General features: G+C 68.3%; 19 protein-coding genes. 8 read left to right on the top strand and 11 right to left on the bottom strand.

Annotated elements, in window-relative coordinates; all coding sequences use genetic code 11:
• Nucleotides 1-63 precede the first annotated feature (63 nt).
• The 6 genes from AB4Y72_RS06435 to AB4Y72_RS06410 form a co-directional block, all read right to left on the bottom strand.
• Nucleotides 64-1,089, bottom strand: a complete 1,026-nt coding sequence (locus tag AB4Y72_RS06435) for a zinc-dependent alcohol dehydrogenase family protein (protein ID WP_441425317.1) — start codon at nt 1,087-1,089, stop codon at nt 64-66.
• 51 nt (nt 1,090-1,140) lie between these two features.
• The gene (locus AB4Y72_RS06430; RefSeq protein ID WP_441425316.1) at nt 1,141-2,040 is read right to left on the bottom strand and encodes a universal stress protein; all 900 of its coding nucleotides are present in this window, start codon (nt 2,038-2,040) and stop codon (nt 1,141-1,143) included.
• A gap of 81 nt (nt 2,041-2,121) precedes the next feature.
• Nucleotides 2,122-3,234 carry a YihY/virulence factor BrkB family protein gene (locus tag AB4Y72_RS06425; RefSeq protein WP_441425315.1) on the bottom strand — a complete coding sequence of 371 codons (1,113 nt, stop codon included), beginning with the start codon at nt 3,232-3,234 and terminating at the stop codon, nt 2,122-2,124.
• A 62-nt stretch (nt 3,235-3,296) separates the two neighbouring features.
• Nucleotides 3,297-3,893, bottom strand: coding sequence for a DUF3618 domain-containing protein (locus tag AB4Y72_RS06420; protein WP_441425314.1), 597 nt, complete (start codon nt 3,891-3,893; stop codon nt 3,297-3,299).
• An 18-nt stretch (nt 3,894-3,911) separates the two neighbouring features.
• Complete coding sequence (locus tag AB4Y72_RS06415) at nt 3,912-4,313, bottom strand: phage holin family protein (RefSeq protein ID WP_441425313.1); 402 nt, start codon at nt 4,311-4,313, stop codon at nt 3,912-3,914.
• A 5-nt stretch (nt 4,314-4,318) separates the two neighbouring features.
• Nucleotides 4,319-5,188, bottom strand: a complete 870-nt coding sequence (locus AB4Y72_RS06410) for a hypothetical protein (protein WP_441425312.1) — start codon at nt 5,186-5,188, stop codon at nt 4,319-4,321.
• Between the two features lie 320 nt (nt 5,189-5,508).
• Between AB4Y72_RS06410 and AB4Y72_RS06405 the strand changes: the two genes are divergently transcribed.
• On the top strand, nt 5,509-6,456 hold the full coding sequence (locus tag AB4Y72_RS06405) for a spermidine synthase (protein WP_441425311.1): 948 nt from the start codon (nt 5,509-5,511) through the stop codon (nt 6,454-6,456).
• Nucleotides 6,457-6,484: 28 nt separating this feature from the next.
• Here the strand turns inward: AB4Y72_RS06405 and AB4Y72_RS06400 are convergent, their stop codons facing one another.
• The gene (locus AB4Y72_RS06400; protein ID WP_441425310.1) at nt 6,485-7,417 is read right to left on the bottom strand and encodes a LysR family transcriptional regulator; all 933 of its coding nucleotides are present in this window, start codon (nt 7,415-7,417) and stop codon (nt 6,485-6,487) included.
• Between the two features lie 132 nt (nt 7,418-7,549).
• On the opposite strand from AB4Y72_RS06400, the gene AB4Y72_RS06395 reads away from it, so the two are divergent.
• Both AB4Y72_RS06395 and AB4Y72_RS06390 read left to right on the top strand, forming a co-directional pair.
• On the top strand, nt 7,550-8,932 hold the full coding sequence (locus tag AB4Y72_RS06395; RefSeq protein ID WP_441425309.1) for an MFS transporter: 1,383 nt from the start codon (nt 7,550-7,552) through the stop codon (nt 8,930-8,932).
• Between the two features lie 128 nt (nt 8,933-9,060).
• Nucleotides 9,061-9,810: a 3-hydroxybutyrate dehydrogenase gene (locus AB4Y72_RS06390; protein ID WP_441425308.1), complete on the top strand. Its 750-nt coding sequence runs from the start codon at nt 9,061-9,063 to the stop codon at nt 9,808-9,810.
• Between the two features lie 137 nt (nt 9,811-9,947).
• Here AB4Y72_RS06390 and AB4Y72_RS06385 read toward each other — a convergent pair whose 3' ends face one another.
• On the bottom strand, nt 9,948-11,441 hold the full coding sequence (locus tag AB4Y72_RS06385; RefSeq protein WP_441425307.1) for an amino acid permease: 1,494 nt from the start codon (nt 11,439-11,441) through the stop codon (nt 9,948-9,950).
• Nucleotides 11,442-11,790: 349 nt separating this feature from the next.
• Here AB4Y72_RS06385 and AB4Y72_RS06380 point away from each other — a divergent pair, with 349 nt between their 5' ends.
• Nucleotides 11,791-12,762, top strand: coding sequence for an NAD(P)-dependent alcohol dehydrogenase (locus AB4Y72_RS06380; protein WP_441425306.1), 972 nt, complete (start codon nt 11,791-11,793; stop codon nt 12,760-12,762).
• A 24-nt stretch (nt 12,763-12,786) separates the two neighbouring features.
• Here AB4Y72_RS06380 and AB4Y72_RS06375 read toward each other — a convergent pair whose 3' ends face one another.
• Nucleotides 12,787-13,227: a protein-tyrosine phosphatase family protein gene (locus tag AB4Y72_RS06375; RefSeq protein ID WP_441425305.1), complete on the bottom strand. Its 441-nt coding sequence runs from the start codon at nt 13,225-13,227 to the stop codon at nt 12,787-12,789.
• 178 nt (nt 13,228-13,405) lie between these two features.
• Here AB4Y72_RS06375 and AB4Y72_RS06370 point away from each other — a divergent pair, with 178 nt between their 5' ends.
• The 4 genes from AB4Y72_RS06370 (at nt 13,406) to AB4Y72_RS06355 (ending at nt 18,495) form a co-directional block, all read left to right on the top strand.
• Complete coding sequence (locus tag AB4Y72_RS06370; RefSeq protein WP_441425304.1) at nt 13,406-14,413, top strand: IclR family transcriptional regulator; 1,008 nt, start codon at nt 13,406-13,408, stop codon at nt 14,411-14,413.
• Between the two features lie 286 nt (nt 14,414-14,699).
• On the top strand, nt 14,700-16,397 hold the full coding sequence (gene hutU, locus AB4Y72_RS06365) for a urocanate hydratase (protein WP_441425303.1): 1,698 nt from the start codon (nt 14,700-14,702) through the stop codon (nt 16,395-16,397).
• A gap of 116 nt (nt 16,398-16,513) precedes the next feature.
• Nucleotides 16,514-18,106 carry a histidine ammonia-lyase gene (gene hutH / locus AB4Y72_RS06360; protein ID WP_441425302.1) on the top strand — a complete coding sequence of 531 codons (1,593 nt, stop codon included), beginning with the start codon at nt 16,514-16,516 and terminating at the stop codon, nt 18,104-18,106.
• 152 nt (nt 18,107-18,258) lie between these two features.
• Nucleotides 18,259-18,495, top strand: a complete 237-nt coding sequence (locus AB4Y72_RS06355) for a hypothetical protein (RefSeq protein WP_441425301.1) — start codon at nt 18,259-18,261, stop codon at nt 18,493-18,495.
• 146 nt (nt 18,496-18,641) lie between these two features.
• Here AB4Y72_RS06355 and hutG read toward each other — a convergent pair whose 3' ends face one another.
• Both hutG and AB4Y72_RS06345 read right to left on the bottom strand, forming a co-directional pair.
• A complete protein-coding gene (hutG, locus tag AB4Y72_RS06350; protein WP_441425300.1) occupies nt 18,642-19,604 on the bottom strand; it encodes a formimidoylglutamase in 963 nt (320 codons plus the stop codon).
• Between the two features lie 183 nt (nt 19,605-19,787).
• The gene (locus AB4Y72_RS06345) at nt 19,788-21,230 is read right to left on the bottom strand and encodes an NCS2 family permease (RefSeq protein ID WP_441425299.1); all 1,443 of its coding nucleotides are present in this window, start codon (nt 21,228-21,230) and stop codon (nt 19,788-19,790) included.
• Nucleotides 21,231-21,344: the final 114 nt, after the last annotated feature.

The raw sequence follows: 21,344 nt of genomic DNA, 5'->3' as shown, positions 1-21,344 counted from the left end.
GCAGGGGCCGTTTTGGGGGCTCAGAACGGCCCCTGCTGCCAGCTACTTCAGGGGGCTGCCGCGTTACGTGCGGTCACGTTGACGGGCCGGATCCATGTGCAGCACGGCCGCCCCCGTGATCCGGTCCGCCGCCAGGTCCCGCAGGGCCTGATCGGCGGCGTCGAACGGGTACGCCACCGTCGTGGCACGCAGCGGGATCTCGGCGGCGATCCGGAAGAACTCCTCGCCGTCGGCCCTGGTATTGGCCGTGACGCTGCGCAACTGGCGCTCCTGGAAAAGCTCCTCGCTGTAGTGCAGGGGCGGGATGTCGCTCAGGTGGATGCCGGCGACAGCGAGTGTCCCGCCGCGGTCCAGGGCGCGCAGCCCCACCGGCACCAGGCCGCCGGCCGGGGCAAAGAGGATCGCGGCATCCAGCGGATCCGGCGGCTGCTCCTCAGCCCCGCCGACGAAGGTGGCGCCGAGTTCCAGGGCCAGCCGGCGGGCCTCCGCGGACCGGGTCATGACGTACACGCGGGCCCCGCGGTAGAGGGCGATCTGTGCGGCCAGGTGCGCCGAGCCGCCGAAACCGTAGATGCCCAGCCGGCCCCCGATCGGCAGCTCGGCCCGGCTCAGGGCCCGGTAGCCGATGATGCCCGCGCACAGGAGCGGCGCGGCCTGCTCGTCGCTGAACGATTCCGGGATCCGGTAAGCGAAGTTCTCGGCCACCGTGATGAGTTCGGCATACCCGCCGTCGCGGTCCCAGCCGGTGAACGTGGGGGACAAGCAGAGGTTCTCCTGGCCGCGTACGCAGAACCGGCAGGTGCCGCAGGTGCCGCCCAGCCAGGCCACGCCCACCCGTTCGCCGAGGCCGAACCTGGCCGCTTCCGGGCCGAGCCCGATCACCTCGCCCACCACTTCGTGGCCCGGGATGGTGCCGGGGTGCCGCGGCGTAAGATCGCCCTCGGCCAGGTGCAGGTCGGTGCGGCACACGCCGCACACCCGCACCCTTAGCAGGATCTCCCCGCGCTCCGGTCGGGGCTCGGGGCAGTCGCCGGCCACAAGGGGTCCGCCGGACATCGGCCCCGGACGTTCAACCCGCCAGGCTCGCACCGCGGCCTCCTTCTCTGCAGTCTCTGCTCTCCGGAATCGGCTTCGCGGCGGCTAACGGCTGACCAGCACGTTGCAGGGTGCCTTGTGCAGGACGGCGGAGACCGTGTTCCCGAGGCCCGCCCCGGGATCGTGGGTCCCAAGCACCAGGACGTCGGCGTCGGCCGCGGCGGCGAGGAGTTCCCGGGCGGCGGCATGGCCCCCGCGCAGGGCGCCGGAAACCTTCAGCCCGGATGCCAGGCTCCGTGCCTCGTCGATGGCATGGTCCAGCAGTTCCTGGCCGGGGAGCACGGCGTGCCGGCCATGGTCCTCCCGTGCCGAGCCGCGGTCCACATGGACCAGGTGCAGCGGGGCGCCGAGGACTTCCGCCAGCCGGACGGCCTCGGCCAGCGTGGCCGGGCTGCGTGGCGAGGCGTCAACGCCCACCACGACCGGGTGCCCCGGATTGCGTGCGCGCCGGACCACCAACACGGGGCAGGGGGCGGACCCGGCCAGATCGATGCCCACCGAGCCCGCCACCTGGTCCAGGACGGCGCCAAGTCCCCGGCTGCCGACCACCAGCAACCGGGCGCCACGGGCGGCCTGGCGCAGCACGGGGGCCGCGAGCCCTGGCTCGATGACGCCCTCGACTGCCGGCGTTGTGTGGTCCGGCCCGGGGACGGACGCGGGTGCCGTGGCGGTTGCGGCGCCGGATGCTTCCAGGGCGCTGCGGGCCAGCTCAAGACCCTCGGCGAGGATGGCCTCGGCGGAGTGGCGCAGCCCGCTGCCTGCCACACCTTTGACGGGGCCCAGATTCTTGGTGAAGACCGGCCACACCCAAGCGTGGACCACCCGGAGGGCGAGCCCGGTCGCGGCGGCGTAGCTGGCCGCCCAGCGGACGGCAAGCCGGGCGGCCTCTGACCCGCTGTAGCCGACCGCCACGATGCCGGCTTCATGGCCCGCGGGTGACGCCATCGTTCCTCCCGGCTCGGCGGACGCCTCCCATTCGCCCGGCTGTACGTGCAGGCCCAGTAGACCGCCGCGGGCCGGGAATGGCTAGGGGCTTTGGTCCCCCGGGGCGTGCTGCTCGCGCAGTTCGCGGCCCCGTTGGATGTCCTCCTCTTCGCGTGCCTGCAGCTTGTCGCTCTGTTTGGTATCCCGGGGAGGCAACTGGATGGTCTCCTCGGCCGCGATCCCGGCCTGCAGCTGCCGGCCGCGCTCCGTCTCGGCGTCGAACTCCGCGCCGAACAGCAGGGACATGTTCAGGATCCAGAGCCACAGCAGCGAGATGATGACGCCGCCGATCGCACCATAGGTCTTTTCGTAGCTGTTGGAGAAGGCCAGATAGAACCCGAAGGCAGTTGAGGCCAGCAGGAAGATCACCAGGGCGATGGCTGAGCCCAGGCTCATCCAGCGGAACTTGGGTTGTTTCACGTTGGGGGTGGCGTAGTAGAGGATGGCGATTGCCAGGATCACGAGCAACAGGATCACCGGCCACTTGAGAATGTTCCACGCCGTCAGGACCGCCCCGCCCAGGCCGATGAAATTACCGACGGACTCGGCCACCGGCCCGCTCAGGACGAGCATGGCGGAAAGCACGAGGACGATCAGCATGGTGGCAATGGTGACAAGGAGCATCGTGCCCCGAAGCTTGATGAACGGCCGCCCCTCGTCAATTTCGTAGATCCGGTTCATGGCCCGGCCGAACGCCCCGACATAGCCGGAGGCAGACCAGAGCGCGGTGAGGATGCCGATCACGAGCGCAAACCCGGCTGCGGAGGAGTTGCTGAGCTGCTCGATCGGCTGGCGGATGGCGTTCACTGTTTCCGCGGGCGCGAAACCCTGGACGATTTCCAGGAGCGCGGACGTGGTCTGCTGGGCCTGGCCAAAAATGCCCAGCAGGGATATGAGGGCCAAGAGCGCCGGGAAAATTGAGAGGACCGAATAGTAGGTCAGGGCCGCGGCGAGATCGGGGCACTGGTCTTTCGTGAATTCGCGCAGAGTCTTTTTGGCGATGTACTTCCACGATGGCTTGGTCACATCGGTGGGGCTGTCCGGTTTGCGGGAGTCGTCCGGGGCTGGCGCCGTGCGGGCCTTGGCGGTGCTGCTTTCCTGGCTTTCGGCGTAGTTCATAGTGTCATTTTCTGCCTTGGCAGGGTATTGGGCCATGGGAAATCTTCCTTCATCGGGTTAAGCGCGTCGGCCGGSCGCCCGGCCGGATTCAAGCGGGACTAGACCTGCTGGACGTTGTCCTTGGCCTCGACCGTCCGATCTTTGACGTCGGTGACGGCGCCCTGGCCCTCGGCTTTGACGTGCTCGGTGGCGTCAGCGGCGGTGGCCTTGACGTTCTCCATGGCGGCCTGGGCGGGCTCTTTGAGTCCTTCAGCCACGTGCTTGGCGGCCTCGGTCAGTTCCGTGGTGAGCGGTTCGGCCGCGGTCTTCAGGGCATCCGCGGCTTCGCGTTCCTTCTGGCTGGCCGGGATCAGGGAGGAGACCAGGAGGCCCGCCCCGAAGGCAATGAGGCCCGCCGCCAGGGGGTTGCCCTGGGTCTTCGTCTTGACCTGCGCGGGGGCGTCCCCGATCGCGGCGCCGGCGTCACCCAAGTGCGCACCGGTGCTTCCGGCGGCGGAGTGCATGCCGGCCGCGGTCCCATCGGCTGCTCCCATGACTTTCTCCTTCACTCCGAAGACGGCATCTTTCACTTTGTCACTCTGCCGCTGGACGATGTGCGACGGGGTGACCTTGTCCGCTACGGCGTCGACGTTGGTGCCGAGCCGCGCGCGGGTTGCTTCGATATCTGCTCGGATGACATCCGGGTTTTCACTCATCGTGTTTCCTCGCTGGATTTAGGTGTTGGGTTTGAGCGTGGGCGGGATTTCCTGCAGGGTCTCCGTGGTCTGCGGCATGCCCTTGATCGCCTTGAGTTCCTTGCGGCCCATCGAGGCCAGGACGGCGGCAACGATTGCCCAGATCACGGCGATGACGACGCCGGACCAGCCCAGTCCCATGATTGCCCCGAGCGCCCACCAGAGCGCCAGGGACAGGAACAGCAGGACAAAGTGGCCGGCCACGCCGGCTCCGGCCAGCATGCCGCTGCCCTTGCCGGCCCGGGTTGCGGACTGCCTGAGTTCGACCTTGGCCAGCTCGACTTCCTGCCGCATCAGGGTGGACATGTCCCGCGTGACCTCGCCCAGGAGATCGCCCAAGGACGAGGCTTCAGCCTTGGCGTGCGCAGCAGTAGGTGGCATCTCGCTCATCGACGGCCGCCGTCAAAGGGGTCGCTGCCATAGGGGTCACTGCGGAGCGGATCCTGCCGGAGCGGTTCGCTCACGACGGGTTCGGAGGCGACCGGTTCGGAGGCCCAGGGATCCTGCCGGCTGCCGTTACCAAGCGGGTCGGCGTCCAGCGGGTTCGGCGGGTAGGTGTCCGCGAAGCCCGCCGTCGTCGTTTCCGGGGCCGGCATCTGCACTGGCGGCGGCGGAACCGCCCTCCCGGTGTCGGGAACCCGGGTGACCGGTGCGGCGGTGCCGCCGGCTGCGGCTCCGGTCGGCTCGGGGGCGCCCGCGCTGAGGCTGCGGCTCAGCCGGCCGGCCAGGACGCCCGCTCCCGCGGCAAGCAGCAGGAAGGTGCCGGGCTTCTGCCGGGCAAAGGACTTCACTTCGTTCAGGAGCGAACCGGGATCCCGGCCGTCCAGCCACGTTGCCACGGCGGAGGACCGCTCGGCGGCCTGGCGCACGAGGTCGGTGGCCACGCCGGGCTGATCCGACGCGGACGCCATCGTGTGCAGTTCGGTCGAGACCGAGCGCAGGCCCTCGGCAACCTTCTGCTGCTGCGCACCGGCCTGTTCCGTGAGGTCGGACTTGGCCTGAATGAGCAGGTCCCGGGCGTTCGTCTTGACCTCGGTTGCCACGTTGGCGGCTTCGGTCTTGGCTGTTTCGGCCACGTTCTGCGCTGAATCCGCGGCATGCCGCTTCACGTCGGCTGCCTCGTCCCTGGCTACGTCAGTCTTCGAGGTTCCGCCGTTGGCGGCCGCCGGGAAGGTGGTTTCCGGCCGGAGGGACGTCTGCTGGGCGGCCACAGGAGTGCCGTAGCTACCGTCTTGTGGCCATTGGTTCTCTGTCATCTTCGCTCTCATTTCACGATCGGCTGTTGATCACAACCAGCAGTAACTGGAGATTAAATAGTAAGCATGATTACTAAAAAATAGTAAGCATCCTTTGTTTATTTTTCCTCCGGCGGGGACAGGTCGGGGCGGCTGAGCGACGCCGATCGGCCCCGGCCTGCGCCCTGACCTGCGGCGTCACCTGCGCTGAGCCGGGGACGACGCCGGTGGCGCGTTCCGCTCCGGTCCGCGTCGGGCCCATCGGCTCAGGCTCGCCGACAGTGAAGCCCGCCCCGGCAGGTGAACTAGGGTTGAAGCATGGACACTGCGGGGGATCTCTGATGGCCAAGCGGGGGAGGGGCCGGAGCGCCGGAACCGCCGAGCGGGGAGTGGTGGACGTGCCTAAAGGGTCCCGCCCGTCCGGTCCCGTGGCCGGGGTGTATTACATCGACACCGGGGACTGCGAGCTGATCCCGGACCAGGACAATTCCAGCGGCTGGCTCCTGCGCATCAACGGCGTCATGAGCTCGCACATTGACCTCGCGGATCCGCTGTTCCTGGACTTCGAGTACATGCGCTGGATCGCCGCCCTCGTGGAGTCGCGCTGGCCGCGGGAGTCCAAGCCCAAGCTGCGCGCCCTGCACCTCGGCGGGGGAGCATGCTCACTGGCGCGCTATTTCCACGCGGCCTACCCCGACGCCCGCCAGGTGGTGGTGGAACTGGACGGCAAGCTGGCCGACTACGTCCGGGGCTGGTTTGACCTGCCCAAAGCCCCGCTGCTGCGCCTGCGCGTGGGCGAGGCGCGGGAAGTCACCGAGACCTTGACCCCGGAGACCCGGGACCTGATCATCCGTGACGTCTTCGCCGGTTCGCTGACCCCGCGGCCGCTCACCACCCTTGAATTTGCCGGGCACGCCAAGCGCGTCCTGGCACCGGGCGGCGTGTACGTGGCTAATTCCGGTGATGCCCCTGATTTGAAGAATGCCCGCGAGGACGCCGCCACCATCGCGGAGGCCTTCGCGCACACCGTGATCATCGCGGACCCGGCCATGCTCAAGGGCCGGCGCTACGGCAACATGATCATGGCCGGGAGCGACCGCCCGTTCGACGACGATCCCGGCCTCGCGCGCCGCCTGCTCGGCGGTGCCGTGCCGGCTCACATCTGGAACGACGAGAAGGTGCGGGCGTTCGCGGCCGGCGCCGCCGTCCGCCACGACCCGGCAGGCTCCGCCCCGGCCGAGACCCCGGCCCCGGCCGAGACCCCGCCCGACTCGTCGACTGCTCCATAACGGCCATTTTGGGGCCCCATAGCGGCGCCTACGGAGCAGTCGATGGGGTCGCAGTCGGTGCGGTACCGCCCCGGCCCAGCAGGGCATCGCGGTGCGCGGCCGTCTGCTCCCGAAGCGCCTGCACGAGGGCTGCCACGGCCGGCCGGCGCATCGAGTCCGGCCGGAGCACCATCCAGTAGGGGAGCATCTCCGCGAATTCCTCCGGCAGGAGCCGGACGAGGTCCGGATGAAGGTCGGCCGCGAAGCAGGGCAGGAACCCGATGCCGGCGCCGGCACGCGTGGCCTCCACGTGGACAAAGACGTTGGTGGAGCTCAGCCCGTCCCGCATGGCGGGCACCAGCCGCCGCGGGGCATCCAGGTCGTCCACCTGCAGCATCGAATCGACGAAGTACACGAGTGAGTGGGCCGTCAGCTCCTCGACGGTGGTCGGGGTTCCGTACTCGGCCAGGTAGCTGCGGGAGGCGTACATTCCGAGCATGTACTCCCCGAGTTGCGCGGCTTCTGCCCGGTGCACCTGGGGCTCGCCGACCACCACCTCGATGTCCAGGCCGGAACGCTGCTGGAGGGCCCGGCGGGTCACGGTGATGATCTCCACGCTGAGGCCGGGGTGGTCGCGGCGGAGCCGGGCCACGGCCGGTGCAGCGATGTAGGCGCTGAAGCCGTCCGTGGCGGTCATCCGGACCACGCCGGTGATGAGGTCCGGAGTGTGGCCGGGCTGGTCCAGGGTGCGCACAGCACTTTCCACCTGCTCGGCCACCCGCACGGCCTCGACGCCGAGCTCGGTGAGCTCCCAGCCGCCCGCCGCGCGTGAGAGCACCCGGCCGCCCAGGGCCTTCTCCAGGGCGCCGATCCTCCGCGACACCGTTGTGTGGTTGAGGCCGAGGGTCTGGGCCGCCGTCGTGAATTTCGCTGAACGGGAGACTGCCAGCAGGACCAGCAGGTCATCGGGATTGGCGTTCATATCTGCAATTCTGCACACATGGGGTGCCGGTTTGGTCATTGAATCGCCGTAAATGTGCAGCGATACTCAATGGAGCCATTTCAGTGCTGTGCGTCACAGCGCGTGTCACCGTGGACACTAAAGGAGAACCAGATGAGCGTAAACGAACGCTCTGCAACAACCCCGGCCGTACCCGCATCCAAGGGTTCCGGGCTCAAGAAAATCGTCGCAGCATCGATGGTGGGAACCGTCGTCGAGTGGTACGAATTCTTCCTCTATGCCACCGCCGCCACCCTGGTGTTCGGCAAATACTTCTTCCCCGCCACCGGCAATGACCTGGACGGCATCATCCAGGCGTTCCTGACCTACGCCGTCGGCTTCGTGGCCCGCCCGCTGGGCGGCATCGTCTTCGGCCAGATCGGCGACAAGCTGGGCCGCAAGCCCACCCTGCAGCTCACCATCGTCATCATCGGCGTATCGACTTTCCTGATGGGCTGCCTCCCCGGCTTCGCCACCATCGGCTACCTCGCACCGGCCCTGCTGGTCCTCCTGCGCTTCATCCAGGGCTTCGCCCTGGGCGGCGAATGGGGCGGCGCCGTGCTGCTCGTGGCAGAGCAGAGCCCCAACGAGTCCCGCGGCTTCTGGTCCAGCTGGCCCCAGGCCGCAGTGCCGGTGGGAAACCTGCTGGCAACCCTGGTCCTCTACATCATGTCCAACGTGCTTAGCAGTGCCGAGTTCCTGAGCTGGGGCTGGCGCGTGGCCTTCTGGCTCTCGGCCGTGATCGTCTTCGTCGGCTACTACATCCGCACCAACGTCTCCGAATCGCCGATCTTCCTGGAAGCCAAGGCGCAGATGGAGAAGGAGCAGGCGGTCAGCTACGGCGTGCGCGAGGTCATCCGCAAGTACCCCAAGGGCATCCTGCAGTCCATGGGCCTCCGGTTCGCGGAAAACATCATGTACTACCTCGTGGTCAGCTTCTCGATTGTCTACCTCAAGACGGTGGACAAGTACGACACGTCCTCGCTGCTGCTTGCCCTGCTGATCGCGCACCTCGTGCACTTCCTGATCATCCCGCAGATCGGCCGCCTGGCGGACAGCTGGGGCCGCAAGCCGGTCTACCTGATCGGTGCCATCAGCGGCGCCACCTGGCCCTTCTTCGCCTTCCCGATGTTCGACACCCGCAACCCGGTGATCATCGTCCTGGCCGTGACTGTCGGCCTGTGCCTGCACGGCTTCATGTACGCCGGCCAGCCGGCCATCATGTCCGAGCTCTTCCCGACCCGGATGCGCTACGCCGGCGTCTCGCTCGGCTCGCAGGTCACCTCGATCTTCGCCGGCTCGCTGGCGCCGCTCCTGGCCACGCAGTGGCTGAAGGACACCGGCTCGTGGGTGCCCACCGCGATTTACCTTCTCATTGCCTGCGCCATCACCATCGTCGCCGTGCTCACCCTGAAGGAAACCAAGGGGATCGCCCTCGAGGAAGTGGACAGGGTCGACGCCGAACGCGAAGGCCTGGCCGTAGCAGTCGCACGCTGAGCTGCTTGAGTTACTGAGCTGCCTGCGTAACTGGGTTGCTTGAGTAATTGGGCCGCTTGAGTTTGGGCCGGCTCCAGCCACGCTGGAGCCGGCCGCCTCATTGAATTTTTGAAACGGAAGGCTGAGTTATGGAAAACACGCTGAACGGACGTCAGGCACTGGTTACCGGAGGGGCCAGCGGGATCGGCGCAGCCAGCGCCCGCGCCCTGGCCGCACGCGGGGCCAAGGTGGTGATCGCGGATGTGGACGAGTCCGCCGCCGCAGCCCTCGCCGACGAGATCGGCGGCACCTCCTGGGCCGTCAACCTGCTCGACGTCGAATCCCTCCAGACGCTCAGCCTGGACTGCGACATCCTCGTCAACAACGCCGGAATCCAGCGGATCAGCCCCATCGAGGAGTTCGATCCGGCCGACTTCCGCCGCATCATCACCCTCATGCTCGAGGCGCCGTTCCTGCTGATCCGGGCCGCGCTGCCGCACATGTACGCCAACAACTTCGGCCGCATCATCAACCTGTCCTCCGTCCACGGGCTCCGCGCATCGCCGTTCAAGAGCGCCTACGTCGCGGCGAAGCACGGACTGGAGGGACTGAGCAAGGTGACCGCCCTCGAGGGCGGCGCGCACGGGGTCACCTCCAACTGCATCAATCCCGGCTACGTCCGCACCCCGCTGGTCGAGTCGCAGATCGCGGATCAGGCCAAGGTGCACGGCATCCCGGAATCCGAGGTCCTCGCCAAGATCATGCTGACCGAATCAGCGGTCAAACGCCTCGTGGAGCCGGCGGAAGTGGCGTCACTGGTGGCGTGGCTGGCTTCGGACGACGCCGGCATGGTCACCGGCGCCAGCTACACGATGGACGGCGGCTGGTCGGCACGGTAGACCGTCGCCGCTCAAACCAACGCGGGGTCAGCTACGGCCCATTCGAAGGGCATTAACGGGCGCTAGTTGACCCAGTTGACCCCGCGTTGTGCTGCTGGGCACCGGAACGCCGCCGGGACGTCGGGGGAGCTGCGCCATTACTGCCCCGCGGAGACCTGCGGAAGCTGCGTCGTCTCGTCGGCGAGTTCGGCCCGGACCCGGCCGTGGCCGCGGACCCAAAGCCGGTAAGCAACCACCAGGACACCGAGCCAGACCGCGCCCACATACAACGCCACGCGGGTGTCCTCGAAGGCGCCCAGGATCACGATCACGAGGGCCATGAACGCGATGGTCAGCACGGAAGAGGCGGGCCACCACGGGGAGGGGAACTCCGACGCCGGCAGGCCCTTGCGCGCGATCTCACGCTTCATGGCGACATGGGAGGCCAGGATCATGGCCCAGACCCAGACGGTGGCGAAGGTCGCGATCGAGGCGATGATCAGGAACACGTCCTCCGGGATTACGGCGTTCAGGACCACCCCCACCAGCAGGATGCCTGTCATCATCACCACGGTCATCCACGGCACGCCGTGCCGGGAGACCTTGCCGAAGCTCGCCGGAGCGTGGCCCTGCCGGGCCAGGCCGAAGAGGATCCGGCCGGCGCCGAAGATGTCGCTGTTGACGGCCGAGAGCGCCGCCGTGATGACCACGGCGTTGAGGATGTGGGGCGCGGCCGGAATGCCCAGGCTGCTGAAGATCTGCACGAAGGGGCTGCCGTTGCTGCCGATCTCGTCCCACGGGAACAGGCTCATCAGCACGCCCAGGGTCAGGACGTAGAACAGCAGGACCCGCACGGGGACGGTGTTGACGGCCTTGGGGATGACCTTTTTGGGGTCGGCGGCTTCACCGGCGGTGATGCCCAGGGTTTCCACCCCGCCAAACGCGAACATCACCACCGCGAAGGAGGCCAGGAGCCCTTCGAATCCGTGGGGGAAGAGGCCCCCATGATCCACGAGGTTGCCGAGCCCGGGTGCCACGGTGGCGCCGCCGGTCTGGAAGCCGAAGACGATGATCGCGGCGCCGCCGGCGATCATGGCGATGATGGCCGCCACCTTGATCAGGGAGAACCAGAACTCCAACTCGCCGAAGACCTTGACACTGAGCAGGTTCAGGGCCGCCAGGAAGAAGATGATGGCCAGGACCCACACCCAGCGCTCCACGCCCGGGAACCAGAACCCCATGTAGATGCTGAAGGCGGTGACATCCGCGATGGCCACGATCGCCATTTCGAAAACGTAGGTCCAGCCCGTCACGAACCCGGCCAGCGGTCCCAGGTAACGGCTTGCGTACTGGCCGAAGGACCCGGACACCGGATGCCGCACCGCCATTTCACCCAAGGCCCGCATCACCATGAAAACGGCGGCGCCGCCAATCATGTAGGCGAACAAGACGGCAGGTCCGGCCTTCTGGATGGCGGACGCGGAGCCGTAGAACAGCCCCGTGCCAATCGCTGAGCCCAGGGCCATGAAGCGGATGTGGCGGACGTTCAGGCCCCGGCTTAGTACTGAATCGACGGCTGCGCCGAGGGCGGTGGCGCCGACGGCGGCCTCTGCGGCAGGTGCCGGCCTCGCGGCGGTGTTGGCTTGTTGCATGCGAATACCTTCTCGTCATTGGGAGGGGGATCGCCATCCAGCAGACCATGTCCGGGGCGGCTGTGATGAGGCTCACCGGAAGCTCGTGTCTTCGATTTCAGACTATGCGGCACCCCGCCGCCGGGATTCCCCACCTTTGCCGGGGCCCGACGGCGTGTGGTCCCGCGACAGCGGCGCGTTCCGGCGTCGTGGTGGCAAAGGTGGGGAAACCCCCTCGGGGAGCAGGCACGGGCGGAGTACATTGTGATCCGAGCCCTGTCCGGGAAGGATGCCGGCCTGAAGGACCAGCGGGACAAGGAGATCTGCCGCTTCGGCGCGAACATCGGCCCGACTCTGAAGGAGAAGCACCATGAAAGCGATCGTCCAGGATGTTTACGGTTCCGTTGAGGTGCTGGCACTGCGTGACGTTGACGCTCCCGTGCCCGGCGATGACGACGTGCTGGTCAGGGTCCGGGCCGCCGGCGTCGACCAGGGGGTCTGGCACCTCATGACGGGGCTGCCGTACCTGACCCGCATGATCGGCTTCGGGCTGACGAAACCGAAGACCCGCATCCGGGGCCGGGCCGTGGCGGGCCGGGTGGAAGCCGTCGGAAGGAATGTGGTCGGCTTTCGGCCGGGCGATGAGGTGTACGGCACCTGCGAGGGTTCCTTCGCCGAATACGCATGCGCGAAGGAAGACAAGCTGGCCCTGAAGCCGAAGAACCTCAGCTTCGAGCAGGCGGCCGCGGTCCCGATCTCGGCTGTTACGGCCCTGCAGGCGCTCCGGGACGCCGGCAGGGTCCAGGCCGGGCAGGAGGTCCTGGTCATCGGCGCGGCCGGCGGCGTCGGCACGTACGCGGTGCAGCTCGCCAAGGCGTTCGGGGCGCAGGTGACCGGGGTGTGCAGCACCGTGAAAACCGATCTGGTCCTGTCGATCGGCGCGGACCATGTCATCGACTACAACCACGACGACTTCGCCGACGGGGCCAGGCAATACGACCTGATTGTCGACACCGCCGGCAACCGGCCGCTCTCCGTCCTGCGGCGGGCGCTCGCGCCGAAAGGAACACTCGCCATCGTCGGCGGGGAGGGCGGCGGCCGCCTGACAGGCGGGTTTGAACGCTCCCTCCGCGCGGGACTGCTGTCCGCGTTCGTCGGCCAACGGCTCAAGGGCGTGATGTCAGTCGAGCGCGGGGAGGACCTCCGGGTCCTTACCGGGCTCATCGAGGCGGGCTCGGTGACGCCCGTCGTCGGCAAGTGCTACGCCCTGGCCGACGCGCCGGCAGCGATCCGGGACCTGCGTGACGGCAAGGTCCGCGGGAAGGCAGTCGTCACCATTTGAGCGGCGCCCCGGCTTGGATGCGGACTAAGCGGTTTCCGCCCGGAAGCGGGCCACATACCGTCGCTGCCACGGAGTTTCCACCGTCCGACGCCGGTACTGGCGGCGCACGTAGGCCACCGCCTTGCCCGGCGGGACTCCGTCCAGGATGGCGATGCACGCCAGCGCGGTGCCGGTCCTGCCGATGCCGCGCCAGCAGGCCACCTCAACCCGTTCGGACTCGGCCCGGCGCCACGCCTCCCGGAAGGCGTCCAGGGCGTCTTGCCGGTCGGCCGGCAGCAGCAGGTCGGGCCAGAGCAGCCATCTGGACTCCCACTCCACCCGAGGCGGTTGTTGGCCCAGCAGGTAGAGGCCGAACTCAGGAAGCGGGCCCGGGGGCAGCGAGTAATGCAGCCCGCGGCCGCGGACGCTCCTGCCCGACGGAAGCACCAGGACGCCGTCCTGGGATGGCTCCCACGTCTGCTCCATGTTCCAGATCGTAGTCCTTCCGCCGGGCCGCGTGGGCCAGCGCGGGCGGACCTGCGAAAATGACAATTGTCCGGGATTCCAGACAGCGCGTGCGGGCAAAGGTCTGGCGGGGCCCTCCTGCCGGGCGCATGCTTAAGTACGGGATACCGGACACCGCCGGATTTTTCGAAGAGGACCCATGCCAGCCATCAGCCCCGCCGTGAGCCACCAGCCCGAGGCCACGCAGAGCACCCCCGCCCCAAGGCCTGCAGCCCAAAGCGCCGCCGAGACCGTCCCCGAGGCCGGGACCGTAGCCGGGATCGTTGCTGAGACTGCTGCTGAGACCGTTGCTGAGACCGTCCCCGTGGTCGCTGTCGCGGGGCCAGCGGCCCCGACGGCGCCCAAAGCGGCCCGCCGGGCCGCTGGCGCCAAAGTGGCCTCGAAGGTGCCGGCGGCGGAAAACACCCTGCGCATCCTCAAACTGCTGGCCTCCAAGCGGGGGCCGATGGCGGCGTCGAACATTGCCACAGCGTTGGACCTGCCGCGCTCCAGCGTGTACCACCTGCTCGGGGTCATGGAGGCGAACGGCTTCGTGCTGCACCTGCACGAGGAGCAGCGCTACGGCCTGGGCATCAGCGCCTTCGAGCTCAGTTCGGCGTACTCCCGCCAGGAGCCGCTGTCCCGGCTGGGCCGTCCCATGCTCGCCTCGCTCGTGGATGCGATCGGCGAAAGCGCGCATCTGGCCGTGCTGCATGGCCGCGACGTGCTCTACATCGTGGAGGAGCGGGCCAAGAACCGGCCGTCCCTCGTGACCGACGTCGGGGTCCGGCTACCCAGCCATCTCACCGCGAGCGGCCGCGCAATTCTTGCCGCATTGCCGAAGTCGCAGGTGCGGGCGCTGTACCCGAACGCCGCCGCGTTCACCGCCCGGCACGAAACCGAGTCGCCCATCATGAAGTACTCCGCCTTGTCCTCGCACCTGGACCAGGTCCGGCAGCGCGGCTACGCCACCGAGCACGGCGAGGTCACGCCCGGTTTCGGCTCGATCGCCGCCGCCGTGACGGACCACGTCGGGTGGCCGACCGCCGCCGTCGCCGTGACCTTCCTCGAGGACAAGCTGCCCGCGGACCAGTGGCCGGTCCTGGCCGCCCGGATCCAGAAAGTCGCCGACGAGCTCTCGATCCGGATCCACGGCCGCCCCGCCTGACCCGCCGCCCCGCCCCACCCTTCCTGTTGCTCTGTCACGTATCGCTCCTATTCGGGCGTTTTGGGCGCGATAACTCATAGCGCAACGGGGGAGCGTGAGCGGTAACGGAGGGTCCCCGGAGGCGTCTGAAATCCCGGACAGCACCCTTCCGCAGGCCCTGTTTACGGGGCCGCGAACAGGCTTTAGTAGATACAGAAGCTCATTGCCCCGATTCATTCAGCAAACACCCTTCACCCTCCAGCACAGACAACATCCAGCACCATATCCAGCCACAAAGGAGCCCCTCATGGCACCCGCCGATTTCACCACCGGTGCCCGCCCGGTCAAAGCAGCCCGCGGCACCGCGCTCACCGCCAAGAGCTGGCAGACGGAAGCCCCGCTGCGCATGCTCATGAACAACCTCGACCCCGAGGTCGCCGAGCGCCCCGATGACCTCGTCGTCTACGGCGGCACCGGGCGCGCGGTCCGCAGCTGGGCCGCGTTCGACGCCATCACCCGCACCCTGGAAACCATGGAGAAGGACGAGACCCTGCTGGTCCAGTCGGGCAAGCCGGTCGGCGTCTTCCGCACCAACGAGTGGGCCCCGCGCGTGCTGCTGGCCAACTCCAACCTCGTCGGCGACTGGGCGAACTGGCCCGAATTCCGCCGGCTCGAGGCCGAGGGCCTCATGATGTACGGCCAGATGACCGCCGGATCCTGGATCTACATCGGCACCCAGGGCATCCTGCAGGGCACGTTCGAGACGTTCGCCGCGATCGCCCGCAAGCTCACCGGGGACGAAAACGGCACGCTGGCCGGCACCCTGACGCTCACCGGCGGCTGCGGCGGCATGGGCGGCGCCCAGCCGCTCGCCGTCACGCTGAACGACGGCGCCTGCCTGATCGTCGACGTCGACGAAAGCCACCTCCGGAGGCGGCTCGGCAAGCGCTACCTCGACGAGGTGGAGACCGACCTTGACGCCGCGATCGCCAAGGTGCTCAAGGCCAAGGAGGAGGGCCGCGGCTGGTCCGTCGGCTACGTCGGCAACGCCGCCACGGTGTTCCCCGAAATCCTGCGCCGCCACAATGCGGGCGAGCTCACCGTGGACATCGTCACGGACCAGACCTCCGCACATGATCCCCTGAGCTACCTGCCCGAGGGCATCACGGTGGAGGAATGGCACCGCGAGGCCGCGGCGGACCCGGAAGGCTTCACCAAGAAGGCGCAGGCCTCGATGGCCAAGCACGTCCAGGCCATGGTCGAGTTCCAGGATGCCGGCGCCGAGGTCTTCGACTACGGCAACTCCATCCGCGACGAGGCCCGCATGGGCGGCTACAACCGCGCCTTCGAGTTCCCCGGCTTCGTCCCGGCCTACATCCGCCCGCTGTTCTGCGAGGGCCTGGGCCCGTTCCGCTGGGTGGCCCTCTCCGGCGACCCCGAGGACATCGCGGTCACGGACAAGGCCATCAAGGAGCTCTTCCCCGAGAACAAGCACCTGCACCGCTGGATCGACGCGGCGCAGGACCGCGTTGAATTCGAAGGACTGCCCGCCCGCATCTGCTGGCTGGGCTACGGCGAACGTGCCAAGGCCGGGCTGCTGTTCAACCAGCTCGTCAAGGAGGGCAAGGTCAAGGCGCCAATCGTCATCGGCCGCGACCACCTGGACTCCGGCTCCGTTGCATCCCCGTACCGCGAGACTGAGGCCATGGCCGACGGATCCGACGCGATCGCCGACTGGCCGCTGCTCAACGCCCTGCTCAACACCGCCTCCGGCGCCACCTGGGTCTCCATCCACCACGGCGGCGGCGTCGGCATCGGCCGCTCGATCCACGCAGGCCAGGTCTCCGTCGCCGACGGCACCGACCTCGCCGCGGAAAAGCTGGAGCGCCTGCTCACCAATGACCCCGGCATGGGCGTCATCCGCCACGTCGACGCCGGCTACGACCGCGCCGTCGAGGTCGCCAAGGAACGCGGCGTCCGCATCCCCATGTCAGAGTCGCGCTAACCAGCCCGCAAAACCTCGTCGATTGCTCCGTAAACGCCGTTTTGAGCCTTGAAAAGGGCCGCAACGGAGCAATCGACGGGGACGCCGAACCAACACTTAGACCTAGGTAGATTTCAATGACTCTTACGACTCACGAACCGCTCACCGTTACCCTCGGCTCCAGCGGTGTCAGCCCCGAGGACGTCGTCGCCGTCGCCCGCCATGATGCCAAGGTGACCGTCGCCCAGGAAGCCCTGGACACGGTCGCCAAGGTCCGCGCCCACATCGACGGCCTCGCCCACAGCGAGATCCCGGCCTACGGCATCTCCACGGGCTTCGGTGCCCTGGCCAACCGGCACATCCCCAACGAGCTGCGCACCCAACTGCAGAAGTCCCTGATCCGCAGCCACGCCGCCGGCATGGGCCCGGCCGTGGAACGCGAAGTGGTCCGCGGCATCATGTTCCTGCGCGCCAAGACCCTCGCCTCGGGCCGCACAGGCGTCCGCCCCGTGGTCCTGCAGACCATGGTGGATGTCCTCAACGCCGGCATCACGCCGGTGGTCCGCGAATTCGGTTCGCTCGGCTGCTCCGGCGACCTCGCGCCGCTGTCCCACTGCGCCCTGGTCCTCATGGGCGAAGGCGAAGCGACCGGCCCCGACGGCACGCTGTACGGCAGCAAGGACGGACGCCCGGTCGCGGAGCTCCTCGCCGAGCACGGGATCGAACCCGTCACCCTGGCCGAAAAGGAGGGCCTGGCCCTCGTCAACGGCACCGAAGGCATGCTGGGCATGCTGCTGATGGCCATCGCGGACATCCGCCAGCTGCTCACGACGGCGGACATCACCGCCGCGCTCAGCGTCGAGGCGCTGCTCGGCACGGACCAGGTGTTCCTGCCCGAGCTGCACGCGGCCCTCCGGCCGCACCCGGGCCAGGCCGCCTCCGCGGACAACATGCTCCGGGTCCTGTCCAACTCCCCGATCGTGGCCTCGCACCGGATCAACGACACCAAGGTCCAGGACGCCTACTCGCTGCGCTGCGCCCCCCAGGTGGCCGGCGCCGTCCGCGACACCGTGGACCACGCCGCCCTGGTCGCCTCCCGCGAACTGGCCGCCGCGATCGACAACCCGGTGGTCCTGCCGGACGGCCGGGTCAGCTCCAACGGCAACTTCCACGGCGCCCCGGTGGCCTACGTCCTGGACTTCCTGGCAATCGCCGTCGCGGATCTGAGCTCCATCGCCGAGCGCCGGACGGACCGGATGCTGGACCCGGCCCGCTCGCACGGGCTGCCCGCGTTCCTCGCCGCGGACCCCGGCGTCGACTCGGGCCTCATGATCGCCCAGTACACCCAGGCCGGGCTGGTCTCGGACAACAAGCGGCTGGCCGTCCCGGCGTCGGTGGACTCGATCCCGAGCTCGGCGATGCAGGAGGACCACGTCTCCATGGGCTGGCACGCGGCCCGCAAGCTGCGCCGCGCGGTGGAGAACCTGCGCCGCGTCCTGGCGATCGAACTCGTGACCTCGACCCGGGCGCTGGACATCCGCACCCAGGTCTCCGGCAGCGAACTGACCCCGGGCCCGGCGGGCACGGCCGTGATCGCCGCGCTGCGCGACGTCGTCGACGGTCCCGGCACCGACAGGTTCCTGTCGCCGGAACTCGAAGCGGCGGACGCCCTGGTGGCGTCGGGTGCCGTCCGGGCGGCGGCCGAATCCGCCGTCGGAAATCTCGCCTGAGAAGAAACAAAGTGCACTGCAGCTGACCAATTCCCGGTGCCCCCGAAATCTTTGGCGACACGGAGGTCGGGGGCCCGGGAACTGTAGTACAAATGGAAAGTCCGCACCAACGAAGTTGTGGCAAAGAACACATACAAAGGGGTAGAAGTTCAATGAAAGCACGCGGCACGGTTCTGTCCAGACGCCTTGCATCCTCCACCACGGTTTCCGATTGGAGCGCCCTCCGGGTCGGCGAGCAGGTCGAAATAGTCAAGCACGCACAGGTCATTGCAGCCGGTGAGGTCGAAGAAGTGTCACCGAGCGGACATGTGCTTTGGCTGGGTCCGGCCGGGCCGTCAGAGACGCAGCTTTTCCTGCAGTCCGACGGCGTGCAGGTGCGCCGCAGCTAGCACGCACGAGAAAGTCCCCGCCCTTCCCCGGCTCCGCACTTCGCGGGCCGGGAAGGGGCGGGGACTTTCTGCGTTCCGCAGCCTCATTGTTCCGCAGCCTCATTGTTCCGCAGCCTATTTGAGGCGCGGCCTTTGCTTTCCGGCGCCTACCGCAGCAGCGTGTTGACCAGCCGGGCGGCCACCTTGGCGGTGCGGGCGTCGATGTCGAACTCCGGGTTCAGCTCCGCAACATCCAAGTGCAGGAGCTTCCCGCTCGCGGCCACCTGCCGGCACACCGCGCTGATCACCGGCGTCGGCACACCGTAGGCTGCGGGGGCGCTCACGCCGGGGGCGACGGAGGCCGGCAGGACATCCAGATCGATCGTCAGGTACAACGCGTCCACCCGCGCCAGGAACCCCGCCACGAATGCCTGTGCGGCGTCCGCGGAGCAGTCCTCGTCCAGCAGGTACTCCACGCCGAGGTCCTCCGCCGTGCGGAACAGCGCCCGGGTGTTGTTCGGCTCGGAGATCCCGACGACGGCGTACCGCAGTTCGCGTCCAGCGGCGGCTTCCGCGCGGGCCATCTGCAGGAACGGGGTGCCCGAACTCGGCACGGGTTCGTCGCGGAGGTCGAAGTGCGCGTCGAGGTTCAGCACGCCCACCCGCAGGCCGTCGCGCACGGCGGCGGAGCCGGCCACGCCGAGGTAGCTGGCGAACGCGGTTTCATGGCCGCCGCCCAGCACCACGGGAAGCTGCCCGGCATCGATCAGCCGGGAGATGGCCAGCCCGGCGCGGGCCTGGCCGGCTTCCAGGGACCCGTCGCTCACGGTGACGTCGCCGGCGTCGTGCACGTCCCGGCCCAGGTGGAAGGCGAGCGGGCCGAGGGCGGCCCTGATGGCGGCGGGGGCGGCCGCGGCGCCGGTGCGGCCCTTGTTGCGGCGCACGCCCTCGTCGCTGCCGAAGCCGAGGATGACGGCGGGCCGTGCGCCGGGGGAGGACGTGGCTGCCCTGGCGGCCGGCGCGTACGGGGTCACCGCCTGCCACCAGCGGCGGTGCTCGGCTCCGTCGCCATCGAACCTCCCGGTCCAGGGCTGCGGCGGGACATCAACGGTGAGCGCAGGAGAATCCATGGTCCTAGCTCACCCCAGTTGGCAGCCGAAAACCAGCCGCTCCGCCGTGGGAGCGTCCGGAATCCCGGAAACCCCTCAGGCGGCCGCTTAAACAGCACCGGGACGGCAGGCGGAGGCAACGTTCTTCGAAAAACGTTGCCGCCACCTGCCGTCCCGGCGCATGGAGGAAAAGGCGGGAGAACCCTAGTGGATGCCCAGGGCCGCCTCGATCGGACCGATCGCGAAGAACAGCGTGAATGCTGCCGCGACAACCCACATGAGCGGGTGCACTTCGCGGGCGCGGCCTTGGAACAGACGGATCAGCACGAAGGTGATGAAGCCCGCGCCCAGGCCGTTGGCGATCGAGTAGGTGAACGGCATGAGGGTGAACGTCAGGAAGGCCGGGATCGCGATGCCCAGGTCCTGCCAGTCGATCTTGCCCACCTGCGAGACCATCATGAAGCCGACGATCACCAGGGCCGGGGCCACGGCTTCGAACGGCACGAGGTTGATCAGCGGGGTGAAGAACATGGCCACGAGGAACAGCAGGCCGGTGACGATGGACGCCAGGCCGGTGCGGGCGCCTTCGCCGATGCCGGCACCGGATTCGACGTAGATCTGGTTCGAGGAGACGGAGGCGCCGCCGCCGATGATCGCGCCGAGGGCGTCCACCTGCAGCACACGGTCCACGTTGGGGATGTTGCCGTCCTTGTCGATGGTGCCAGCCTCGGTGGCCAGGCCCACCATGGTGCCCATGGCGTCGAAGAAGATGCTGAGCAGGATCACGAACGCCAGCAGTGTTGCCGCCACGAACCCGAGGTGCTCAAAGGCGCCAAAGGGGTTGGCCTTGCCGATCAGCGACAGGTCGGGGGCTGCCCATTCGGTGAATTTGGGTGCGACGAGGGACCAGCCCTGCGGGTTGTGGGTCTTGCCGTCGAAGCTGGGGCCGATGTGCAGCGTGGCTTCCAGGATCACGGACAGGATGGTCGAGGCGACGATGCCGATCAGGATCGCGCCCTTGACCTTGCGGACCACCAGGGCGATGGTCAGGATCAGGCCGAAGACGAACACGAAGGTGGGCCAGCCCACCAGCTTGCCGTCAAAGCCCAGCCCCACCGGTACGGTGGTGCCGGCGACATCCGGGATGCGGCGCACGAAGCCCGCGTTGACCAGGCCGATCAGCGCGATGAACAGGCCGATGCCGACCACGATCGCGGTCTTCAGTCCGTCGGGGACGGCCTTGAACACGGCCGTCCGGAATCCGGTGAGGACCAGGATCAGCATGGTGACGCCCGAGAGCACCACCAGGCCCATCATGTCCGGCCAGGACAGGCCGGGGTTCGTGGCCACCGTGACGGCGACGAACGCGTTGACGCCCAGCCCGGTCGCCAGGGCGAAGGGGTGCTTGGCCCACGCGCCCATGAGGATCGTGAGGATGCCGGCGACGAGGGCGGTGACGGCGGCGACGGCGGGGAAGCCGAGCGTTGCGCCCGTGGAATCCGGCCCGGAGAGGATCAGCGGGTTCAGCACCACGATGTAGCTCATGGCGAAGAAGGTGGCGAACCCTCCGCGGATCTCCCGCGAGAAGTTCGACCCGCGCTCGGAAATCTTGAAATACCGGTCGAGTGCGGAGCCCTGCTTGAGCATTAGTCCTTGCATTAGTCCTCCGGGAGTGATGGGTGTTACCTAAGCTTATTGGGCGCCCGGCGGCCAACCCTGCGTTTTCGCCTAGTCTGTAAGGAAGACAACACTAGGAGTAGC

The organism is Arthrobacter sp. YAF34 (genome assembly GCF_052113245.1).
In the GTDB taxonomy this organism is placed as follows: Bacteria; Actinomycetota; Actinomycetes; order Actinomycetales; family Micrococcaceae; genus Arthrobacter.
The sequence above is the reverse complement of the archived record's forward strand: the minus strand, read 5'-3'. Positions and strand labels throughout refer to the sequence as shown.

Excerpts from the sequence above, each read along its gene's own strand:
- AB4Y72_RS06355 (WP_441425301.1), top strand. The coding sequence starts at position 18,259 with ATGAAAGCACGCGGCACGGTTCTGTCCAGACGCCTTGCATCCTCCACC.
- AB4Y72_RS06420 (WP_441425314.1), bottom strand. The coding sequence starts at position 3,893 with ATGAGTGAAAACCCGGATGTCATCCGAGCAGATATCGAAGCAACCCGC.
- AB4Y72_RS06415 (WP_441425313.1), bottom strand. The coding sequence starts at position 4,313 with ATGCCACCTACTGCTGCGCACGCCAAGGCTGAAGCCTCGTCCTTGGGC.
- AB4Y72_RS06370 (WP_441425304.1), top strand. The coding sequence starts at position 13,406 with ATGCCAGCCATCAGCCCCGCCGTGAGCCACCAGCCCGAGGCCACGCAG.
- AB4Y72_RS06425 (WP_441425315.1), bottom strand. The coding sequence starts at position 3,234 with ATGGCCCAATACCCTGCCAAGGCAGAAAATGACACTATGAACTACGCC.
- AB4Y72_RS06405 (WP_441425311.1), top strand. The coding sequence starts at position 5,509 with ATGGCCAAGCGGGGGAGGGGCCGGAGCGCCGGAACCGCCGAGCGGGGA.
- AB4Y72_RS06410 (WP_441425312.1), bottom strand. The coding sequence starts at position 5,188 with ATGACAGAGAACCAATGGCCACAAGACGGTAGCTACGGCACTCCTGTG.
- hutU (WP_441425303.1), top strand. The coding sequence starts at position 14,700 with ATGGCACCCGCCGATTTCACCACCGGTGCCCGCCCGGTCAAAGCAGCC.
- AB4Y72_RS06345 (WP_441425299.1), bottom strand. The coding sequence starts at position 21,230 with ATGCTCAAGCAGGGCTCCGCACTCGACCGGTATTTCAAGATTTCCGAG.
- AB4Y72_RS06375 (WP_441425305.1), bottom strand. The coding sequence starts at position 13,227 with ATGGAGCAGACGTGGGAGCCATCCCAGGACGGCGTCCTGGTGCTTCCG.
- AB4Y72_RS06385 (WP_441425307.1), bottom strand. The coding sequence starts at position 11,441 with ATGCAACAAGCCAACACCGCCGCGAGGCCGGCACCTGCCGCAGAGGCC.
- AB4Y72_RS06400 (WP_441425310.1), bottom strand. The coding sequence starts at position 7,417 with ATGAACGCCAATCCCGATGACCTGCTGGTCCTGCTGGCAGTCTCCCGT.
- AB4Y72_RS06395 (WP_441425309.1), top strand. The coding sequence starts at position 7,550 with ATGAGCGTAAACGAACGCTCTGCAACAACCCCGGCCGTACCCGCATCC.
- hutG (WP_441425300.1), bottom strand. The coding sequence starts at position 19,604 with ATGGATTCTCCTGCGCTCACCGTTGATGTCCCGCCGCAGCCCTGGACC.
- AB4Y72_RS06430 (WP_441425316.1), bottom strand. The coding sequence starts at position 2,040 with ATGGCGTCACCCGCGGGCCATGAAGCCGGCATCGTGGCGGTCGGCTAC.
- AB4Y72_RS06390 (WP_441425308.1), top strand. The coding sequence starts at position 9,061 with ATGGAAAACACGCTGAACGGACGTCAGGCACTGGTTACCGGAGGGGCC.
- hutH (WP_441425302.1), top strand. The coding sequence starts at position 16,514 with ATGACTCTTACGACTCACGAACCGCTCACCGTTACCCTCGGCTCCAGC.
- AB4Y72_RS06380 (WP_441425306.1), top strand. The coding sequence starts at position 11,791 with ATGAAAGCGATCGTCCAGGATGTTTACGGTTCCGTTGAGGTGCTGGCA.